Annotated in this window: 17 protein-coding genes; 13 read left to right on the forward strand and 4 right to left on the reverse strand. The window is 43.6% G+C overall.

Translation table 11 applies throughout. From position 1 onward, the window contains the following. Nucleotides 1-196 precede the first annotated feature (196 nt). The 3 genes from sppA to CS948_RS05005 are packed head-to-tail and all read left to right on the forward strand — an operon-like array spanning nucleotide 197 to nucleotide 3,856. Nucleotides 197-2,002, forward strand: coding sequence for a signal peptide peptidase SppA (gene sppA / locus CS948_RS04995; protein ID WP_099290617.1), 1,806 nt, complete (start codon nucleotides 197-199; stop codon nucleotides 2,000-2,002). Between the two features lie 14 nt (nucleotides 2,003-2,016). Then, entirely contained in the window at nucleotides 2,017-3,069 is a 1,053-nt protein-coding gene (gene lpxK / locus CS948_RS05000) for a tetraacyldisaccharide 4'-kinase (protein WP_099290618.1), read from the forward strand. Next, nucleotides 3,044-3,856: a purine-nucleoside phosphorylase gene (locus tag CS948_RS05005; protein WP_099290619.1), complete on the forward strand. Its 813-nt coding sequence runs from the start codon at nucleotides 3,044-3,046 to the stop codon at nucleotides 3,854-3,856. Before lpxK ends, CS948_RS05005 begins: the two co-directional genes overlap by 26 nt. On the opposite strand, the gene CS948_RS05010 is transcribed toward CS948_RS05005, so the two are convergent. Continuing rightward, nucleotides 3,851-4,348 (reverse strand): 3'-5' exonuclease, encoded by a 498-nt coding sequence (locus CS948_RS05010; RefSeq protein WP_099290620.1) that lies wholly within the window; start codon nucleotides 4,346-4,348, stop codon nucleotides 3,851-3,853. The genes CS948_RS05005 and CS948_RS05010 overlap by 6 nt on opposite strands. A 175-nt stretch (nucleotides 4,349-4,523) precedes the next feature. Between CS948_RS05010 and CS948_RS05015 the strand changes: the two genes are divergently transcribed. Together CS948_RS05015 and CS948_RS05020 are read left to right on the forward strand one after the other, a co-directional pair. Further along, nucleotides 4,524-5,279 carry a Fic family protein gene (locus CS948_RS05015; protein ID WP_099290621.1) on the forward strand — a complete coding sequence of 252 codons (756 nt, stop codon included), beginning with the start codon at nucleotides 4,524-4,526 and terminating at the stop codon, nucleotides 5,277-5,279. A gap of 217 nt (nucleotides 5,280-5,496) precedes the next feature. Beyond that, the gene (locus tag CS948_RS05020) at nucleotides 5,497-5,760 is read left to right on the forward strand and encodes a type B 50S ribosomal protein L31 (protein WP_099290812.1); all 264 of its coding nucleotides are present in this window, start codon (nucleotides 5,497-5,499) and stop codon (nucleotides 5,758-5,760) included. 54 nt (nucleotides 5,761-5,814) lie between these two features. Here CS948_RS05020 and CS948_RS05025 read toward each other — a convergent pair whose 3' ends face one another. Continuing rightward, the gene (locus CS948_RS05025; protein ID WP_099290622.1) at nucleotides 5,815-6,990 is read right to left on the reverse strand and encodes a GlmU family protein; all 1,176 of its coding nucleotides are present in this window, start codon (nucleotides 6,988-6,990) and stop codon (nucleotides 5,815-5,817) included. Nucleotides 6,991-7,209: 219 nt separating this feature from the next. On the opposite strand from CS948_RS05025, the gene lon reads away from it, so the two are divergent. Beyond that, on the forward strand, nucleotides 7,210-9,624 hold the full coding sequence (lon, locus tag CS948_RS05030; protein WP_099290623.1) for an endopeptidase La: 2,415 nt from the start codon (nucleotides 7,210-7,212) through the stop codon (nucleotides 9,622-9,624). 156 nt (nucleotides 9,625-9,780) lie between these two features. Here the strand turns inward: lon and CS948_RS05035 are convergent, their stop codons facing one another. Next, nucleotides 9,781-10,449 (reverse strand): hypothetical protein, encoded by a 669-nt coding sequence (locus CS948_RS05035; RefSeq protein ID WP_099290624.1) that lies wholly within the window; start codon nucleotides 10,447-10,449, stop codon nucleotides 9,781-9,783. Nucleotides 10,450-11,136: 687 nt separating this feature from the next. Here CS948_RS05035 and ahpC point away from each other — a divergent pair. Beyond that, nucleotides 11,137-11,703, forward strand: coding sequence for an alkyl hydroperoxide reductase subunit C (gene ahpC / locus CS948_RS05045; protein WP_099290625.1), 567 nt, complete (start codon nucleotides 11,137-11,139; stop codon nucleotides 11,701-11,703). A gap of 58 nt (nucleotides 11,704-11,761) precedes the next feature. Then, entirely contained in the window at nucleotides 11,762-13,315 is a 1,554-nt protein-coding gene (gene ahpF, locus CS948_RS05050; RefSeq protein ID WP_099290626.1) for an alkyl hydroperoxide reductase subunit F, read from the forward strand. Between the two features lie 135 nt (nucleotides 13,316-13,450). Here ahpF and CS948_RS05055 read toward each other — a convergent pair whose 3' ends face one another. Next, a complete protein-coding gene (locus CS948_RS05055; RefSeq protein WP_099290627.1) occupies nucleotides 13,451-14,554 on the reverse strand; it encodes an AI-2E family transporter in 1,104 nt (367 codons plus the stop codon). Nucleotides 14,555-14,729: 175 nt separating this feature from the next. Between CS948_RS05055 and CS948_RS05060 the strand changes: the two genes are divergently transcribed. From CS948_RS05060 to CS948_RS05080, 5 genes are all read left to right on the forward strand, one after another. Next, nucleotides 14,730-14,939, forward strand: coding sequence for a DUF4492 domain-containing protein (locus CS948_RS05060; RefSeq protein ID WP_099290628.1), 210 nt, complete (start codon nucleotides 14,730-14,732; stop codon nucleotides 14,937-14,939). A 4-nt stretch (nucleotides 14,940-14,943) separates the two neighbouring features. After that, a complete protein-coding gene (locus tag CS948_RS05065; RefSeq protein ID WP_099290629.1) occupies nucleotides 14,944-16,500 on the forward strand; it encodes a cytochrome ubiquinol oxidase subunit I in 1,557 nt (518 codons plus the stop codon). Nucleotides 16,501-16,626: 126 nt separating this feature from the next. Then, nucleotides 16,627-17,745 carry a cytochrome d ubiquinol oxidase subunit II gene (gene cydB, locus CS948_RS05070; protein ID WP_099290630.1) on the forward strand — a complete coding sequence of 373 codons (1,119 nt, stop codon included), beginning with the start codon at nucleotides 16,627-16,629 and terminating at the stop codon, nucleotides 17,743-17,745. A gap of 181 nt (nucleotides 17,746-17,926) precedes the next feature. Beyond that, nucleotides 17,927-18,529 (forward strand): RNA polymerase sigma-70 factor, encoded by a 603-nt coding sequence (locus CS948_RS05075; RefSeq protein ID WP_099290631.1) that lies wholly within the window; start codon nucleotides 17,927-17,929, stop codon nucleotides 18,527-18,529. A 287-nt stretch (nucleotides 18,530-18,816) separates the two neighbouring features. Beyond that, a complete protein-coding gene (locus CS948_RS05080; protein ID WP_099290632.1) occupies nucleotides 18,817-19,878 on the forward strand; it encodes a FecR family protein in 1,062 nt (353 codons plus the stop codon). Nucleotides 19,879-19,912: the final 34 nt, after the last annotated feature.

Here is a 19,912-nt window from a genome sequence, read left to right on the forward strand (position 1 = left end):
TATCTATTTTGTTCCGACGTAAAACTATCAAAAAATAGACGAGAAACAAAACAACACCAATTTTAAATTTGCATGACCAAAATTATTGCATACATTTGTGAAAATCATTTTTTATTGAAAAATGATTCTCACGTACCCAATATAAAAAGCTAACTCGTTTATTGTATAATAAATAATTAACGACTAAAATTACATTATGAAAAGCTTTCTAAAGTATCTATTAGCGACCGTCATCGGCGTATTTATCGTGAACATATTCATGCTCATTATCTGCATGGTAATGTTCATCAGTTCTGTCAGCCTCATCAGTTTTGCCGGCAGCAAGAGTGTTACTGTCACGGACAATTCTATTCTGAAATTATCCTTCAGCGATCCAATACCGGACAGAGCTTCCGATAACCCGTTAGAAAATCTGAATATCATGTCTTTATCCATGAACAAACAAACCGGGTTAAATAAAATACTGAAATACATCGAACAAGCCGGGAAAGACGACCGGATCAAGGGAATCTATCTTGACTTGACGGAAATAAAATCCAACTTCGGGGCACTCGCCACGATTGATGAGATTCGGGACGCGCTATTGAAATTCAAAGAAAGCGGAAAATTTATTTATAGCTACTCGAACTTGGGATACGACCAGAAAAGTTACTATCTGGCAACCGTTGCCGACAGTATATTCGTGAACCCGGAAACCCCGTTATTACTCACGGGAATGTCCGCCAACGTATCGTTCTACAAGGATCTGTTGAAGAAAATAGGCGTAGAGCCGGAAGTTATCCGTGTGGGGAAATTCAAATCGGCAGTAGAGCCTTTCCTGCAAGATCACATGAGCGACGCCAACCGTGAACAAGTGCAAACCTACTTAAATTCTCTCTGGGGAAATATCATCAAGGGAATCTCAGTAACCCGTAATATACCGGTAGAGAAAATCACTCGACTGACGAACGAGTTTCAAGTATATCCTGCCGGGGAATTCGTGAAAGAAGGCTTCTTCGACGGTACTCTCTACGAATACGAAATGCTCCGCAAATTGAACGCGGCTTGTGGCATTCCGGACTCTACCCAATTATCCATGATCACGCTCGATAAATATCAAAGAGCCGTGCTCCCGACCATTAACCTTGCCAAAGACAAGATTGCCGTTATCTACGCGCAAGGGGATATCGGTTTCCAACAGTCAGCTACAAGCATCGGACCGGAATTAGCGCAAACCATACGCAAGGCCCGGGAGGATAAAAATATAAAGGCTATCGTACTACGTGTAAACTCACCGGGGGGAAGCGCCTTGACATCCGATATCATCTGGAAAGAAGTTCAGCTTGCCGCCCAAGAGAAACCGCTTATCGCGTCGATGGGAAATGTTGCCGCTTCCGGCGGGTATTACATCTCCTGTGCTGCCGACACGATCGTTGCCGATCCCACAACATTAACCGGTTCCATCGGGATATTCGGGTTGCTGTTTAGCGGGGAGAAATTGATAAAGGACAAATTAGGTATCAATTCCGACGTGGTAAAAACCAACGACCACAGCGATTTCGGCGGTGGTTACCCGTTACCTATTCCAATCAGCGACAGACCGATGACCACCTACGAGAGAAACGTGATGCAAAACTACATCAACCGGGGATATGATACATTCCTCGACCGGGTTAGCCAAGGACGCCACATGACGAAAGAGGAAGTGAACGAGATCGCCCAAGGGCGCGTATGGACCGGAGAGGACGCCTTAAAAATCGGATTGGTTGACGTGCTGGGCGGATTGAACGACGCCATTCGGATTGCCGCCGCGAAAGCCGGTCTGACGGAATACCAGATCACGGAACTCCCGACGGAGCGCAACCCGCTTGAAGATATCCTGTCCAACCTTACCGAAACGGTAAAAGCAAAAATTGTCAAAGAAGAGTTGGGCGATTTCTATGATATATACCGGAGTCAAAAAGAATTACTAAAAATAAACGGTATGGTAGCCAGAATACCTTACGATCTCTCTTTTAACTAAAGCGAATGTAGAACATGGTGCTCAAATATCTTACTTTATGGCCATTAAGCGTCCTGTACGGTCTAGGTGTCAGCGTCAGAAACAGACTATTTAACCTAGGTATACTGGAATCTCACGAATTTGATATTCCCATCATCTGCGTTGGAAATATCACCGTGGGCGGTACAGGCAAGACTCCCCACACGGAAGCCTTAATCAACGTGCTGAAAAACGACTACCGGGTAGCTTGCCTGAGCCGGGGCTATAAACGTAAAACGTCCGGTTTCGTGCTGGCAACGGAGACATCGACTGCCAGCGAAATCGGTGACGAGCCCATGCAAATAAAAAACAAATTCCCGGATATCACGGTCGCCGTTGATGCCAACCGGGTGAGAGGCATCAAGAAACTGATGCAATTGCCGGAGAAGCCGGATGTTATCGTTCTGGATGACGGTTTTCAACACCGGTACGTGAAAGCGGATATCAATATTTTGTTGATCGACTACCACCGCCCGATATACGAAGACCACCTCCTGCCCTTGGGACGCCTCAGAGAGAAAGCAAGCGCCAAAGACAGGGCAAACTACGTGATCGTGACAAAATGTCCGCCTAACATTTCTCCCATCGAGAAGCGGATTATTTTGAAACACTTGAACTTGATGGCTTACCAGCAATTGCTGTTCACCACGATGAAATACGGGGACATCACCCCGCTGGATAAAACTAGCCGTTGCTCCATTACCCCGGACAGCGCTATCCTGTGTGTAACGGGAATCGCCCAACCGGCCCCTTACATCGAGTATCTTGAAAAATTAACCAAACAAATACACCAAATCGCTTTCCCCGACCACCACAATTACCGGGACGGGGATATTCACCGTATCATTCAGGAATACGACAAAATCAGCAACCCGAACAAATACATCTTCACGACAGAAAAAGATGCCGTGCGGTTAGCCTTGAGTAATATCCCGGATGAAATCAGACAACGGATATTCTATGTTCCCATCGAACCGGAATTTCTGACATCACAAGACCAACTCATTAAAAATATATACAACTATGTTAGACAAGATAAAAGAAAGTAGCCGATACTTGGCACCTTATATCAAAGGAGAACACACGATCGGGATTATCTTGGGTACCGGATTGGGAGAACTCGGGAAATCCATCGAAATAGAACACGCCATTCCTTACATGGCCATCCCTCATTTCCCCGTATCCACGGTACAGGGACACCGGGGACAATTGCTTATCGGAACATTCGGGGGCAAGAAAGTGATCGCCATGCAAGGACGTTTCCATTATTACGAGGGCTATTCCATGCAAGAAGTAACCTTCCCCGTGAGAGTCATGCACGCCTTGGGTGTAAAGACATTGTTCGTGTCGAATGCTGCCGGGGGCGTGAACACGAGTTATCTCGCGGGCGACCTTATGATCATCCGGGATCATATCAACCTCTTTCCCGAACACCCGCTCAGGGGTAAGAATATCGACGAATTGGGTCCCCGGTTTCCAAGCATGGCGGAAGCATACAGTACCCGCCTGATCGAGCTCGCCGAGGAAGCCGGGAAAAAACTGGATATCAAATTATGGAAAGGCGTCTACGCCGGACTGCAAGGTCCCTCGTTCGAAACCCCGGCGGAGTACAATTGGATTCGCGTTATAGGCGGGGATGCCGTGGGAATGTCTACCGTACCGGAAATCATCGTGGCACGCCACATGGGGATGGAATGTTTCGGCATGTCCGTCATCACGAACAGTACCGCCACTCCGGATTTACTCGACACCAATCACGCGGAAGTACAAGACGTGGGCAACCACGCCCAACCACGCATGGGAGCCATATTCAAGGAAATTATCAGCCGATTATAAACGGCCGAGTTCTATCATGATTTTAGCTGCACCACGGGCATCACTCAATGCCTCGTGGTGATTCAGTTCTATCCCGAAATGCTCGCACAACGTGTTCAGTTTATAATTAGGTAAACCTTTTACCAATTTTCGGGAGAGTCGGCACGTGCAATACGATTGGGGCATCGGGATATAGATGTCCGACCGCTCCAGACAAGCCTTCAAAACACTCATATCAAACCCGGCGTTGTGAGCAACCAACGCCTCCGTGTCAAAATATCGCCCCATCTTTCCCCACAAATCGTAAAATGAAGGAGCGTCTTCCACCATCGCAGGGGTAATGCCGTGAATCCCGATAAATTTCCGGTAAAAATAAAACGGTTCCGGTTTTATCAAATGCGAAAACTCATCCGCGATAACACCGTCACGCACCACGACTATCCCGATAGAGCAAGCACTCGTCGGGTGGTGGTTAGCCGTTTCAAAATCTATTGCCGTAAAATCCTTCAACATACTTTATTCTTTAAGCAGCATACGCTTGGTGAATCATAATCAAACATACAAAAATACGATATTATTGTCAATATCCACCCCTGTATTGTCAACAGATAATCTCATCTATCAAATAAATATAAAAACAAAACTAAACCAACAAATACCACGTACCAAATAGAAAAAATGAACGATTATGTGGCAAGAACTATGTAGAACAAGAGAAGAATATCTCGGAAGAGCCAAACTGGCAACAAAAGGTTATTCCCCAAGAAGAGTGGAAACCTTGCTTTACGAGATTGCCCGTCTGGACGGGATGGATATAAAGAAACAAGATTTTTTCAATATCTTGAATGACATCGAGATTTCACCCAAGGTAGAGCGGGAAACCGTACTACGGATAAAAGACTTGAGCAACGCTTTTCTCTTCCTCATGAAATGTGCCCAACAGCGCAAGCGGCTTTCGTCCGATTTCGTTCGGGAGGTCAGTGCCAAAGTAATGCACCATACCGGGAAAGAAGAAACGACTCCCGTGGGCAGTTACGATACCTCTTTGGGAGATTTCCGCTTAGGTGAAGAATACTACGAAGAAGGCGTCACGGCAAACTATGATCAAATACCGGACAAACTGGACAGCCTGTGTAAAGAAACAAACGAGAAACTGAATAACGTTCATGATATACTTACCGTGAAATTGGGAGCAGACTTTCATTATTATTTTTCCCACATCAAGCCTTTCGGGGCGGCAAACATCACTGTTGCTTTATTATTCATGAACTATATACAGATGATGTTCCTTGAACCCTTGATTATCATTCCGGGCGAGGACAAGGCAAAATACCTCGCAGCTTTAAAGATGCAGAAAGACAACCCGACACCGGAGGTCTTCGAGCGCTTCGTGGGAGAAGAATTGCTGAAAAACTTAAGGAAGGAAGTGGTCCCGCAAAAATGATATAATCCATTTCCCGACGCCGGAAGGTACGTGCTGACAAGCGTAAACCCCGGCGTCATTTTTTTCCCAAAATACAAACAAACGGTACTCTTCACGGAAAAATGACGTTTTAATACCTCATCTCGAAAAAAGTCCTTGAATTTCTTTGTGATTTATAATGAATCGACTATCTTTGCTGCCCGTTAATGTAGAAACAATTTTAAAAATTATATACGAGATGAAAAAGGGCATACATCCTGAAAATTACAGATTAGTAGTATTTAAAGATATGTCTAATGGCATGACTACTATCACCAAGTCTACCGCCGCAACGAGGGAGACTATCGAAATCGACGGAGTTGAATATCCATTGATAAAAATGGAAATTTCTAACTCTTCTCACCCGTTCTATACCGGTAAGATCAAATTGATCGATACTGCAGGACGTGTTGACAAGTTCATGAACCGTTACAAATCGCACATGGAAAACAGAAAGAAATAATCTTTCTGAAATAGAAATAAAAAAAGGAGATTCTGTGAATCTCCTTTTTTTATTTTATCTGTCCGGATCAGCAAACACATGCTCGATAATCCGACGATCCACGTCATCGAATACTTTATTCCGACGTTTCATCACGGCTTCGGCAGTCGCGATAAACTGAGGCATCATATGTTCGGTAAATCCACAGGCACCGCCCCAAGCAAAAGAGGGAATAAAATTACGGGGAAATTCTGCCCCGTACACGTTAGCTCCCACGCCGATCACCGTTCCGGTATTAATCATTGTAGAAATTCCCAACTTGGCATGGTCACCCATAATCAGACCACAAAACTGAAGTCCGGTTTTCCGGAAACGTCTCGTTTCGTAATCCCATAACTTCACCTCCACGTAGGTATTCTTCAAGTTCGAGTTGTTTGTTCCCGCCCCGATATTACACCATTCCCCCAGCACGGAATTACCCAAGAACCCATCATGAGCCTTGTTGGAGTACGCGAGCAAAACCACGTTATTTACCTCACCCCCGCACTTGCAATAAGGTCCTAAAGTCGTGGGACCGTACACTTTCGCCGCCATCGTCAATACCGCATGTTCGCACATGGCCAAAGGACCTCTCACGAGGACTCCTTCCATGATTTCCGCATCCTTCCCGATATACACGGGACCGCCTTCCGTGTTGATCACGGCACCGCGAACAACGGCACCTTCCTCCACGAAGACAGGATACTTCCCGTATACCCGCACGCCACTATCCAACGGCGCACTCTTCCGTCCCTCGGTCAATAACTTGAAATCAATCTCCAACTCTTGCCCGTTCAGTGAAAACACGTGATAAGGATATTCCACACGATTAAATTCACCCGTGAACTCCTTTCGTACTAAACCCGGTAACACGGCAGGCTCAAAGGCTGCGACCTCCCGTTTATCCACACGCAAAGCGATTACGCAATCGCCCTGTAATAACATTTCCCCCGGCTGCAGACCACCGATCTCACCCAACAAACGTGGGTTCGGACACACGGACGCGTTGATCAGCAAATTATCATCTTCCACAGACAACGGGTATTTTTCTTGCAGATAGTCCTTGGTCAGGTATGCAACCTTGTCACCTAACCGTTTTTCCCACTTCTCTCGAATCGTGAGAATCCCTACCCTTAGTTCAGATACCGGACGAGTCAAAGTAAGAGGTCTCAACGTTCTCCAACTTTTATCGTCGAATAAAATTATTTTCATTTGTGTTTTATATTTGTGTGCAAAAGTAACAATTGCATCTTTTTTTACCCTATTTCGACCAAAAAATCTTTGGCATAGGAATTGTCCTATTAAGTAATGGTTTATTTTTCAGGATTTTTTTGCCAAAATGGCAGTCCTCCGATTCAAGGCTAATCAAGGGACTCCCGAAAGAAACCAAATCACACGAAGAAACAACTACAAATAGATAAGGAGATTATAATGAGCAATATAGATTTAAAAGATTTTTTACAAGATAATTTATCAGAGGAAAATCAGGATTATTTATCTATACTGGGTGACGAGAAAGAGATGCTGAACGATCACAGTAATATACCTGACACTCTGCCAATTTTACCACTACGGAATACCGTGTTATTTCCGGGGGTAATTATCCCAATCAATATCGGTAGGGAAAAATCGCTAAAACTGGTACGTTTCGCTTACAAGCAAAGCGCATTAATCGGTGTCATCGCACAAAAGGATATCCTCACGGAAAACCCGCAGCAAACCGATCTGTACACGACAGGTACGGTCGCTTCCGTGCTAAGATTGCTAGAGATGCCCGACGGAACGACCACAGCTATTATCCAAGGGAAAAGACGCTTCCATTTGGATGACATCTTGTATGATGAACCCTATCACGTGGGTAAAATCATCGTGAAAGAAGAGGAAAAAATACACACGGAAGATCAGGAATACAATGCCATTTCCGAAGCCCTAAAGGATATGGCAATGAAAATCGTGAGATTTTCCAGCAATATTCCCAACGAGGCAGGCTTCGCCTTGAAAAATATCGAGAGCATGTTATTCCTTGTCAATTTCATATCTTCAAACACAGAGATTGATTACAGGGATAAACAAGAATTGCTCGAAATCGACAGATTGAAAGAACGGGCAAACAAATTACTGGAACTACTGGGCAAACAAGTCAAAGTTCTGGAATTAAAAGAGGATATTCAACAAAAGGTCAAGGTCGACCTTGATAAACAACAAAGAGAATACCTGCTTCATCAACAGATGAAGACTATCCAGAACGAGTTGGGCGCAAATCCCGTGGACGAAGACCTGCAAGAACTGGAAGAGGCCGCATCAAAGAAAAAATGGCCGAAGAACGTGGAAGAAATATTCCGCAAGGAACTCCAAAAACTGAAACGCCAGAACCCGTCAACCCCGGACTATTCAGTGCAATTCAATTACGTGAAGGAATTGACCGAGTTGCCGTGGGAGCACTATTCGGAAGACAATTTTGATTTGAAAAAAGCATCCGAAATACTGGATGCCGACCACTACGGGCTGGATAAGGTGAAAGAGCGCATTCTGGAATACCTTGCCGTGTTAAAACTGAAAGGAGATATGAAATCCCCGATTCTCTGCCTGTACGGCCCCCCGGGTGTGGGTAAAACCTCTCTCGGCAAATCCGTTGCACGTGCCTTAAACCGGGAATTCGTTCGCATGTCATTAGGCGGCTTGCATGACGAATCCGAAATCCGGGGACACCGCCGTACATACATCGGTGCCATGCCGGGTAGGATTATACAAAGTATCAAAAAAGCAGGGACCTCGAACCCCGTGTTTATTCTGGACGAAATCGACAAGGTAGGACAGGATTTCAGGGGAGATCCGCAGTCTGCATTATTGGAAGTACTTGACCCAGAACAGAACACGGCTTTTCATGACAATTATTTGGATATCGATTATGATTTATCAAAAGTCATGTTCATCGCCACGGCGAATGACATCTCCACGATCGCTCCCCCGTTGAGAGATCGTATGGAAATGATAGAGGTCAGCGGCTATCTTATGGAAGAAAAGATCGAAATTGCCAAACGTCACCTGATCCCGAAGCAACTGGCAAATCACGGGCTAAAAGCAGAACAGATCACATTCTCGGATGATATATTGAACTATATTATCGACAAATACACCCGTGAATCCGGCGTGCGCGGTTTAGACAAAACCTTGGCTAAGATTATGCGCCAAGTGGCTAAAAACGTGGCCTTAGACCCCAGCTTCACGGTGCAACCGACAAAAGATACCGTGGAAGAATACCTCGGAACTCCTATCTTTACCAGAGAAGAATACCAAGGAAATGAACTACCGGGTGTTGTGACAGGCTTGGCTTGGACTGCCGTGGGCGGAGAAATTCTATACGTGGAATCGAGTATCAGCAAAGGCAAAGGACAATTAACCATGACCGGAAGCCTCGGTGACGTGATGAAAGAATCTGCCACGCTGGCATTGGAATATATTAAATCACACGCCGAAGAATTGGGCATCAACCCCGCGGCAATAGAGGAACATAACATTCACATTCACGTTCCGGCAGGCGCCGTACCCAAAGACGGTCCTTCGGCAGGTATCACCATGGTGACCTCCTTGGCATCATCACTGACCGGACGAAAAGTGAAAAAAGCTCTTGCTATGACCGGAGAGATCACCCTGCGCGGCAAAGTCCTTCCGGTAGGCGGCATCCGTGAAAAAATCCTCGCCGCCAAGCGAGCCGGAATCAAAGAGATTATCCTCTGCTGCGAGAACAAAAAAGACATCGACGAAATCAAAAAGGAATATGTTTCGGGTATCACCTTCCATTTCGTCAACCACATCCGGGAAGTACTGGAAATCGCATTGATTTAAAAATAACTGGGATTTACGTCTGAAATACTCAGACGTAAACCCACATGACTGACTAGTTCAAATCGCTTGATTTGAATATTGGTACTATTCTCATCAAAATTTGAAGAGAATAAAAAAATAATCCTAATAACGCCTCTCGTGAAAAACATCGTCCAATTACACCCTATTCTTTCGGTTCCAAGGCTTCTCACTATATTCCTTCTTTATCCCTTTCGTTATCGGGTCGTATCGATTTAATTTACCAATTTGCTCAGACCAATAATCGTTTTTACGATCAACATAACGAAAATCGTAAAAACAATATTTCTTTTCTTTAAATATACTTCTATCATTACAACGTACTGCACTTTGCACACACACGTCATTATCAATATTTTCCAATTTCACAATTCTCGGAAAATTACTCTCGTTCGTGTAATTTATCAAAGCATCCATACAATCCCACGGACCAGTAACCACAGTACGTAGACCATCCTCGTCAATTCGCAGTAAAGAACGAATTAGGATACCTCCCCCACGTGATTTCTCTGTACCAGAATCCACTCTCCCCGTGAAACAAATATCCAAACCACTAGCATGCACGAAAAATGTACCCGAAACTTTGCAATTACGAGCATAAACAAAAGGACGATTACCAAACTCTAAAACATCTTTATGCTCTGGACTGAAATAATAAAACTCTACCTCGAGGAAACGATATTCCACACTACCTTGTTTGATACAAAATCCACGAAAAAGCTGTTTCGCAATATCCTCGAAAATCTCGCTAGCATTACTCTCCGTGAGGTTATGCACATTCTCCAATACATTTTGTAACGTTGTCATTTCTTGCGTTCAATTAATCAATCAACAATTCTTTGCAACAAACATACCTTCCCCTCGATACAAATCTAATAATAATTTCCGCACAGGAATTCCCAGAGCCTAGACATTGCTCACACGGGAGGTATTGTTCTATAGTGACAGTTCGGTTCGGAAACATCGAATTTGTAAAGGTCACCATAAAGATCCGTGTATATATTCCCATTGCCGTCAGAATAAGTGGGGTCCTACTTACTCGACGGATAGCCAAAAATTTTCGTTCGAGCAAGGGGTGATGGAAGAGGAAAGCCGCCCTCATCACATATCTTCCATCGGAAACAAACGTTTTTCTATTTCATACTTGAACAACACTTTCTTCCGCATACAATCCCACGATATCAATTTTATCTTGTTCCTTACTACCCTTCCCTTGCCACCACATCCAACGCAACTAACTCTTTTTCTCTATTATAAAATTTCATATTTGTCCTCCAATCAGTTTAATCAAACAAAATTGCCAAATTTTACAGCCGCAAAATTTACCACTGTAAAATTTCAAAGTCAATATAAAGTTATGAATAATCAACACATTATTAGTTTTTCCTATACACACATAGAATAATTCAATTAGATTTATCATACATATCAAGAAAAACTATATATCTTTGTATCGAGAAAACAAATTAATAACAATCATAAACACACTAAACAATGGAACCAATTATCAATTCACAAATTCCGGAATTCAAAGTTCAAGCTTTTCACAATGGTAATTTCAAAACTGTAAGCAGCGACGACGTAAAAGGGAAATGGGCTATTTTCTTCTTCTATCCCGCTGACTTCACTTTTGTATGCCCGACCGAACTGGTAGACGTGGCAGAGAAATACGAGCAATTCCAGAAAATGGGAGTAGAGGTTTATTCCGTGAGCACAGACTCACACTTCGTACACAAAGCATGGCACGATGCTTCTGAAAGTATTCGTAAAATCAACTACCCGATGCTTGCAGACCCGACCGGGGTATTGAGTCGCGCATTCGGCGTAATGATTGAGGAAGAGGGAATGGCATACCGCGGAACTTTCGTGGTAAACCCGGAAGGGAAAATCAAAATTGCTGAAATCCACGACAACAATATCGGACGTAACGCGGACGAATTACTACGAAAAGTGGAAGCAGCTTTATTCGTGGCAGAACACCCGAATGAAGTATGCCCCGCGAAATGGAAAAAAGGTGCGACCACGCTAAAACCAAGCATCGATTTAGTCGGTAAAATTTAACAGAATCACGCGAAAGCCGACGAAACCACATCGTCGGCTTTTTTTAACAATGAATCACATGCTAGATACGACACTAAAGAACCAGCTAAAAACTATTTTCGAGGGATTGGAAGCAACATACACGTTTGATGTCATTGTTGCACCTCAACACGAGAATCGCCAAGAACTCTTGGAAATATTAAACGACGTTAGCGAATGCTCCGATAAAATATCGTGCAAACTCACGGAAGGAGACGGGCTAGCGTTCACGATCTTAAAGAACGAAGAAAAAACAGGTATAAAATTCCGGGGTGTTCCCAATGGACACGAGTTCACCTCTTTGTTGCTCGCCATCATGAATCTGGAGGGCAAAGGCAAAAACTTCCCGGATGAAACCACCTGTAACAGGGTAAAAGCCTTGAAAGGCCCCATTCACTTGACAACCTACGTTTCACTGACTTGCACGAACTGCCCGGATGTCATTCAAGCTCTGAATGCCATGACCACGTTGAATGACCAAATCACGCACGAGATGGTGGACGGAGCAATCAATCAGGCTGAAGTAGAGGCTTCAAATATACAAGGTGTACCTTCCGTGTTTGCCGACGGGAAATTGATTCATGTCGGACGGGGAGAATTCGGGGAATTATTGAGTAAACTGGAAAACCAATACGGTAGCAACGAGGACACGATTGATACCACCGAAAAACACTATGACGTGATTGTCGTCGGCGGAGGACCCGCGGGGGCAGCCGCAGCCATTTATTCGGCACGCAAGGGGTTGAATGTAGCTATCGTGGCTGAACGCGTAGGCGGGCAGGTAAAAGAAACCGTGGGTATCGAGAACCTGATATCCGTACCCGAAACAACCGGTAGCCTATTGGCCGAAAACATTAGAACACATATTCAGCGCTACCCGATAGACCTGTTGGAACATCGCCGGATAGAGAAAGTTGAAATCGAGAAGAATCAGAAAATATTATCCACGGCAAAAGGGGAGAAATTCATCGCTCCGGCAGTCATTATTGCCACGGGAGCAAGTTGGAGAAAATTAAACGTGGCGGGTGAGGCAGAATATACAGGTAGAGGCGTTGCCTTCTGCCCGCATTGTGACGGACCTTTCTATAAAGGTAAACAGGTAGCCGTTATCGGCGGGGGCAATTCGGGGATTGAAGCAGCAATTGATTTGGCGGGAATTTGTTCAAAAGTAACAGTTCTGGAATTCCTCGAGGAATTAAAAGCTGACCAAGTACTACAAGAAAAAGTAAAGAGCCTGTCGAACGTGGAAGTATTCACCAACTCGCAAACTTTGGAAATCATCGGGAATGGAGAAAAAGTAACCGGGATACAAGTGAAAGACCGCAAGACAGAAGAAAGTAGAGTAATCACCTTGGACGGGATATTCGTTCAAATCGGATTGGTTCCGAATAGTGGAGCGTTCCGTGAAGTAGTGGATACCAACCGTCCCGGAGAAATAGTGATTGACGCGCATTGCCGCACGAACATTCCGGGCATATACGCGGCAGGAGATGTATCTTCGGTACCTTACAAACAAATTATCATAGCTATGGGTGAAGGAGCGAAAGCCGCACTTTCCGCTTTTGAAGACCGTACACGTGGGGTGCTGGATTAGTTTATAAAGTTTATAAAGTTTGTAAGGTTTATAAGGTTCATAACGGCAACTTTCGTTGCCGTTAAATTCTGTCCGAAGAATACCTGTAACTTTATAAACTTTATGAACTTTATAAACCTTAGGAACCCGGTGAACTCATTCCAAACTCTTCGTGAGTGACTTCACGAGTTTATATTTATTAAAAAACTCCCTCAATATTACCCTCAACACGGTATAACCCGGAATGGCAAGAATCATTCCCGGAATCCCGGCCAAGTTTCCCGCGATTAATATCACCAGAAAAATTTCCATCGGGTGAGCATGCACGCTATTCCCGTAAATCAAGGGCTGCAAAATTACATTATCAATCAATTGCGTGATAATAAATACGATACTCATATAAATCAGTAAAGGAAATACCACCGTGTAGAAATCCACGTCCACGTTCGTGGCAATTCCCACCGAAAGCCCGAAGGCCGCACCGATAAGCGGTCCGATATACGGGATTACATTTGTTATTCCGGTCATCAACCCGATTAACACGGCATTATTGAACGGCAAGCCGATGATGGTCAGCCCCATGATATTCAAACCCATGACAATCAACACCTCGAAAGTAATCCCTATAAAGTAACGAACCAGCAATTTCTGTATAGAATCAAGTGCTTTCCCCACCCCCTCGCCATAACGTGTTGGCACAACAGCCAACAACATCTTATAAAAAAGATTGCTGTCCTTCAAAAAGAAGAACGCCATAAACGTCACCGAAAAAAGGGCGATAAAAATACTGCTGATAGTCCCCGCCAAAGAGCCGAACAAATTTCTAATCTGTGTAACGTCCACCACGGATTTGAGATTCTTCACGATATACTCTTTTACATCCTGATTGGCATCTATAATCCCGAAATGCTTCAATCCCTCTTCCAAATCGGCCAAAGGGTCTTCCAGCTTGTTCACGATATTCGTGATACTGATATCGCTTAACGACTGAAATTCCTGACTAACCAACGGTATCACCGTGTAAAAGAAAAGAATACAGACAAACCATATACAAACTAAAGCAATCCCCGCCCTCAACCCGTTCGGTATGCGCTTACCTTTTATTTCAATCTTCCCCAGAAGCTCGATAATCGGATGCCCGAAAAACGAGAGCACGACCGCCACCAGTATATAAGCGATAATCGAAGAAAAGTACCAACATAAAAATCCGACCGCCAACAGTGCCAATCCCCCCAAACAATATTTTCCTGCATTATTCATAATTCAATTTTACATTACCGGGTTAAAACTACCCCACGTGTAGAAACAAAATTAGACAAATAAATTTATCCTATACACGCATAAGTATTATTTATGCAAAAAAAATCGAACTTAGAAAAAACATTTATACCTTTGGTAACGTTCTTACATAGATAAACAATAAAAACTGCCGTGTATGTTAAAAAAGGCTTGGTATCTTTACTATGACGGATTTAAGAATATGCCCCGCTGGGGACGTACTCTTTGGCTTATCATCATTATTAAACTGAGTATCATGTTTTTGGTATTTAAACTCTGGTTGATGCCAAACTACCTCAACTCCCACTATGACAGTGCCGAGGCAAAAAGCGAGCACGTTTTCAAAGAATTAACAACAAAACCTTAACATTATGCTTCTTGATCTGACAACCACCACTCTAGTGGAGTGGTCACGATGGCAATTCGCCATGACAGCAATCTACCACTACATGTTTGTTCCCCTCACGCTGGGATTAGCCTTGATGCTCGCCGTCATGGAAACCATGTGGGTAAAGACAGGTGACGACAGTTGGCTGAAAGCCACCAAGTTCTGGATGAAATTATTCGGTATTAACTTCGCTATCGGGGTCGCCACCGGACTAATCCTCGAATTCCAGTTCGGGACGAACTGGTCGAATTACTCTTGGTTCGTGGGCGATATCTTCGGGGCTCCGTTGGCCATCGAGGGTATTATCGCGTTCTTCCTCGAATCCACGTTCGTGGCAGTGATGTTCTTCGGTTGGAACAAAGTCGGCAAACGCTTCCATCTCGTATCCACGTGGATGGTATTCGTCGGCGCGAACATCTCAGCCCTATGGATTCTTGTCGCCAACGCTTGGATGCAAAACCCCGTCGGCATGGAATTCAACCCGATTACCGCCCGCAACGAAATGGACGATTTTTGGGCAATACTGTTCTCGCCCACGGCAATCAGCAAATTCACTCACACGGTAACCTCCGCGTACACGCTTTCCGCCTGTTTCGTGGTAGGTGTCAGTTCATGGTTTATCCTCAAGAAAAGACACCTCGAATTTGCCCGCAAGAGTATCATGCTCGCCTCGGTGTTCGGGTTGATCAGTATCATTTTAACCATTTACACGGGTGACAGCAGCGCACAAGACGTAACAAAGACTCAACCCATGAAATTCGCCGCCATGGAAGGCTTGAATGAAGGTGGCAGAGGTGCCGCATTCACCGTTATCGGACTCCCGGTAAACGATCCGTCCTTGCCGACAGATAGAATGAAGAAAATGGAATACGCCATCCATGTACCCAAAGTACTCTCGTTCCTCGGCTATCATGATTTTGACGCCTACATCCCGGGCATTCAGAATATTCTGGACGGCTACACGTCTCAATCCGGCGTAACCTATCCTTCTTTAGAACAACGCATGGCAAACGGTCGCACCGCGATTGATGCATTGAAGACTTACAAGCAAGCCATAAAAGAGAATAACCACACGATGGCCGACAGCACATTACAGATATTTAAAGCCAACTACTCCGATTTCGGGTATGGCTATCTTAATTCCCCCTACGATGCCATACCTCATATACCTTTGGTATTTTTCAGTTTCCGTATCATGGTAGGACTGGGAATGCTTTTTGTTTTATTATTCGCCCTCTCTTTGTGGTACGCCAAGAAAAGAAAATTCGAGAAATTCAAATTCATCCCCTACTTGGCATTATTCTGTGTTCCGATGGCATACGTCGCATCGCAATGCGGCTGGATAGTGGCTGAAGTAGGACGCCAACCGTGGGTGGTACAAGATTTAATGCCTACCAATGTTGCCGTGACAAAAATTGCATCGACTTGGGTTATGACCACATTCTGGATGTTCGCCGTACTCTTCACCGTCCTGCTCATCGCGGAACTGAAGATTATGTTCAACCAAATCAAGAAAGGACCCGAAACAATTGAAAATTGAAAATGTAAAATTGAAAGTAAACTCCTCCAGTGATTCCAACCGAAGACGGAGAGGAACCAAGAGAGCACCGCGAAGCCGGGAGGAAGTTTAAATCATAAATCATAAATCGTAAATCATAAATCATAAATGAATATGGAATTTCTTCAACATTACTGGTGGATTTTGATATCGTTACTTGGCGGATTGCTGGTTTTCTTGCTTTTCGTGCAAGGTGGACAAACCTTACTATATACCATTGCCAAGACCGAAGACGAACGGAATGTTCTTGTCAACAGCTTGGGGCGCAAATGGGAATTTACATTCACGACATTAGTCGTGTTCGGCGGGGCATTCTTTGCAAGTTTCCCCCTGTTCTATTCAACGAGCTTCGGAGGCGCTTATCTGGCATGGATGGTCGTATTGTTCTGTTTCGTGATGCAAGCCGTTTCCTACGAGTACCGCCGAAAAGCCGGAAACTTACTCGGGGAACGTACTTATAATGTATTTCTGATTATCAATGGTGTGATTGGGACTATTTGTATCGGTGCAGTGGTCGGCTCTTTTTTCACGGGCAACCCGTTCAAATTAGGCGAGATGAACGACGTTACATGGATGAGCCCGTGGCGAGGCATAGAGGTATTATTCAATTTTGCCAACATCTGCCTGGGACTGGCTATTTTCTTTCTCGCCCGGACTTTGGCATCCCTCTATTTCATGAACAACATCAAGCATGATGCCATCTACGAGAGAAGTAAAAAGCAAGTCCTGTACAACTCGGTGCCTTTCGTCATTCTATTACTGGTATTCCTCGGCATCATACTGACCGGCAAAGGATACGCCATCATGGAAGATAAAAGCATCCAATTGGTTCAATACAAGTATTTCCACAATTTACTGGAAATGCCCTTGAATACTCTCGTGTTGTTGCTCGGGGTTGTCGGAGTATTATTCGGTATCATCAAATCCGTCATCACTCCTCACTGGAGAAAAGGGATATGGTTTTCCGGAATCGGTATCGTGCTTGCCGTTATCGCCCTGTTCATCGTGGCAGGATTCAACAACACGGCATTCTACCCCTCGTACACCGACCTGAACTCTTCGCTGACTATCTATAACGCCTCGTCCTCCTACTACACGTTAAAGACCATGGCATACGTTTCTTTGGTTTCTCCCATCGTGCTCGCGTACATCTTCTACGCGTGGAGAGCCCTTAACAAGAAACAAATTGATATCCAAGACGTACAGGATGACCACCACGCGTACTAAAAGACTAGATAAGGGAGGTGTGTCGAAACACACCTCCCTTTACCAAACCCACACCTTAAACAGGTTTTCAATAACAACAAGGATTTTTATCGCCTATATTTATAAATGCAATTTATAAATTTCAAGACATTATATATATTTGCATTGTAAATAGATTGATAACAAAATCCTCAAAAGATTCATGCACGGAAATACAGACCTTGATTATACTATATTAAAAGCTATCGTAGAAGGAGATTCAAACTCTTTCGAGATACTATTTCGCAAGTATTATCAAGAATTGTGCAATTATAGCATGGGCATTTTGGGTGATGCCGAAAAAGCGGAAGATGTTGTACAAGATGCTTTTGTCTACCTGTGGGAAAATCGGCAAAGAATCAATATCACGACATCATTAAAATCTTACTTGTACCAATCCGTGCGAAACGGGGCTTTAAAAATCATACGAACACAAGTCCTAGAACAACGCCATATACCTCGCTTGACCGAGTTTATAGAATACTTGGAAAAATCCGAATTTTCTGAAGACGAACTTGCCAAATTGCAAAAAATTGAACAGGCCATAGACGAATTACCTTCACAATGCAAAAGCGTTTTTTTAATGAGTTTCATGGATAAAAAAAGCTACAAGCAAATTGCAGAGGAATTGGAGATTTCATTGAACACGGTAAAAACACACGTCAGTAAAGCTTATCGTATCATTCGAGAAAAAACACAAAACTTCAAAAATCTCTCCCTGTTTATTTGGCTCTATTTTAGAAAGAACTGTGAAACAAGGCAATAATACACCACAAAGGAAGTAAAACCTGTTTTTTTTAAATTCTTTCAAAAACGCTTTATAGACGTTCGGGAATGCTTGTAAAACGTCTTAACAACGAGAGTAGAACGTCTTTACTCTCTCTTTTATCACTTACTCATTATCTTATTTATTAAAAATTAAGCATTTACCTATTCTTCCCTAGCACATTAATTCCACCATCGAATATATTTTTTCATTCCAGCTCATTTTTTTCATTTTTTCAATCACCCTTTTCGGGTAGTTGTGGACCTCGATGACATAAAAATAAAGCCATGAAAAACGAATTAGATTATCTGATACAAAGAGTGTGCAACTCGAAGAAAAAAAAGATATATGACGAGGATGCCGGCTGGAAGAAAGTACAAGCGAGAAGTTTTCACAAGAAAAGACATTCTATCTTCCTCTTGTGGTCGGGATACGCAGCATGTGCCTCAATTATCCTAGGTGGTATTCTACTCGTAAGCAACCTATTAGACCACCAAACCACCATATCTCTCATGCAGAATGAATCACAACAGCCCTCCCCAAAAACTAAAGTGGAATTAACCTTAGCCAACGGGAAAAGTGTTGATTTAGATGACGTAAATGATTTGCACGAAGAAGAATTAGGAATATCCATCACTCGGGATAGCGTCAATAACCAATTAACTTACCGAAGCTACGAAGTTTCAAGACTAGACTCTTTTGAAATTCGCTATAATCGTTTAGCCGTACCTAAAGGAGCTGATTTCTCGTTTGAATTGCCGGACGGTACTTTTGTCGCTGTCAATTCCGAATCCATTTTACAATTCCCGGTACAATTTGCCACGGACGACCGAACCGTGTACTTGGATGGAGAAGCTTATTTCGAGGTTACAAAAAACGAAAAAGCTCCATTTAAAGTCATCACCGGAAATCGACAAATCACCGTACTGGGAACGAAATTCAATATCAGTTCATATTCCGACGACCCGAATTGGAGCACCACATTGGTCGAGGGGAAAGTATCCGTATCGGATAACGGTAAATTGCATGTGTTACACCCGTCAGAACAATACATCGCGAACAATTCAACAGGTATAACCGAAATAAAACGAGTAGACGTGAAATTATACACCTCTTGGTTACACGGAAAACTTCATTTCAAAGACTGCCGCATGGAAGATATTACCCGGAAATTGGAACGATGGTACGATTTCACTTTCATATATCAAGATGAAGATTGCAAAGATTTGAAATTCAGAGGCGTCATTGACAAAGACCGCTCTCTAAAAGAAACCCTATTTCTTCTGGAAGAAACCAAAGTCATTCGCTTTGAAATAAAAGATAATGTTATCACCATCCGTAAACGGTAACCTAGTCATAAATAACCGACAAGAAAGTGTGCAA

Source organism: Butyricimonas sp. Marseille-P3923 (genome assembly GCF_900184685.1).
In the GTDB taxonomy this organism is placed as follows: Bacteria; Bacteroidota; Bacteroidia; order Bacteroidales; family Marinifilaceae; genus Butyricimonas; species Butyricimonas muris.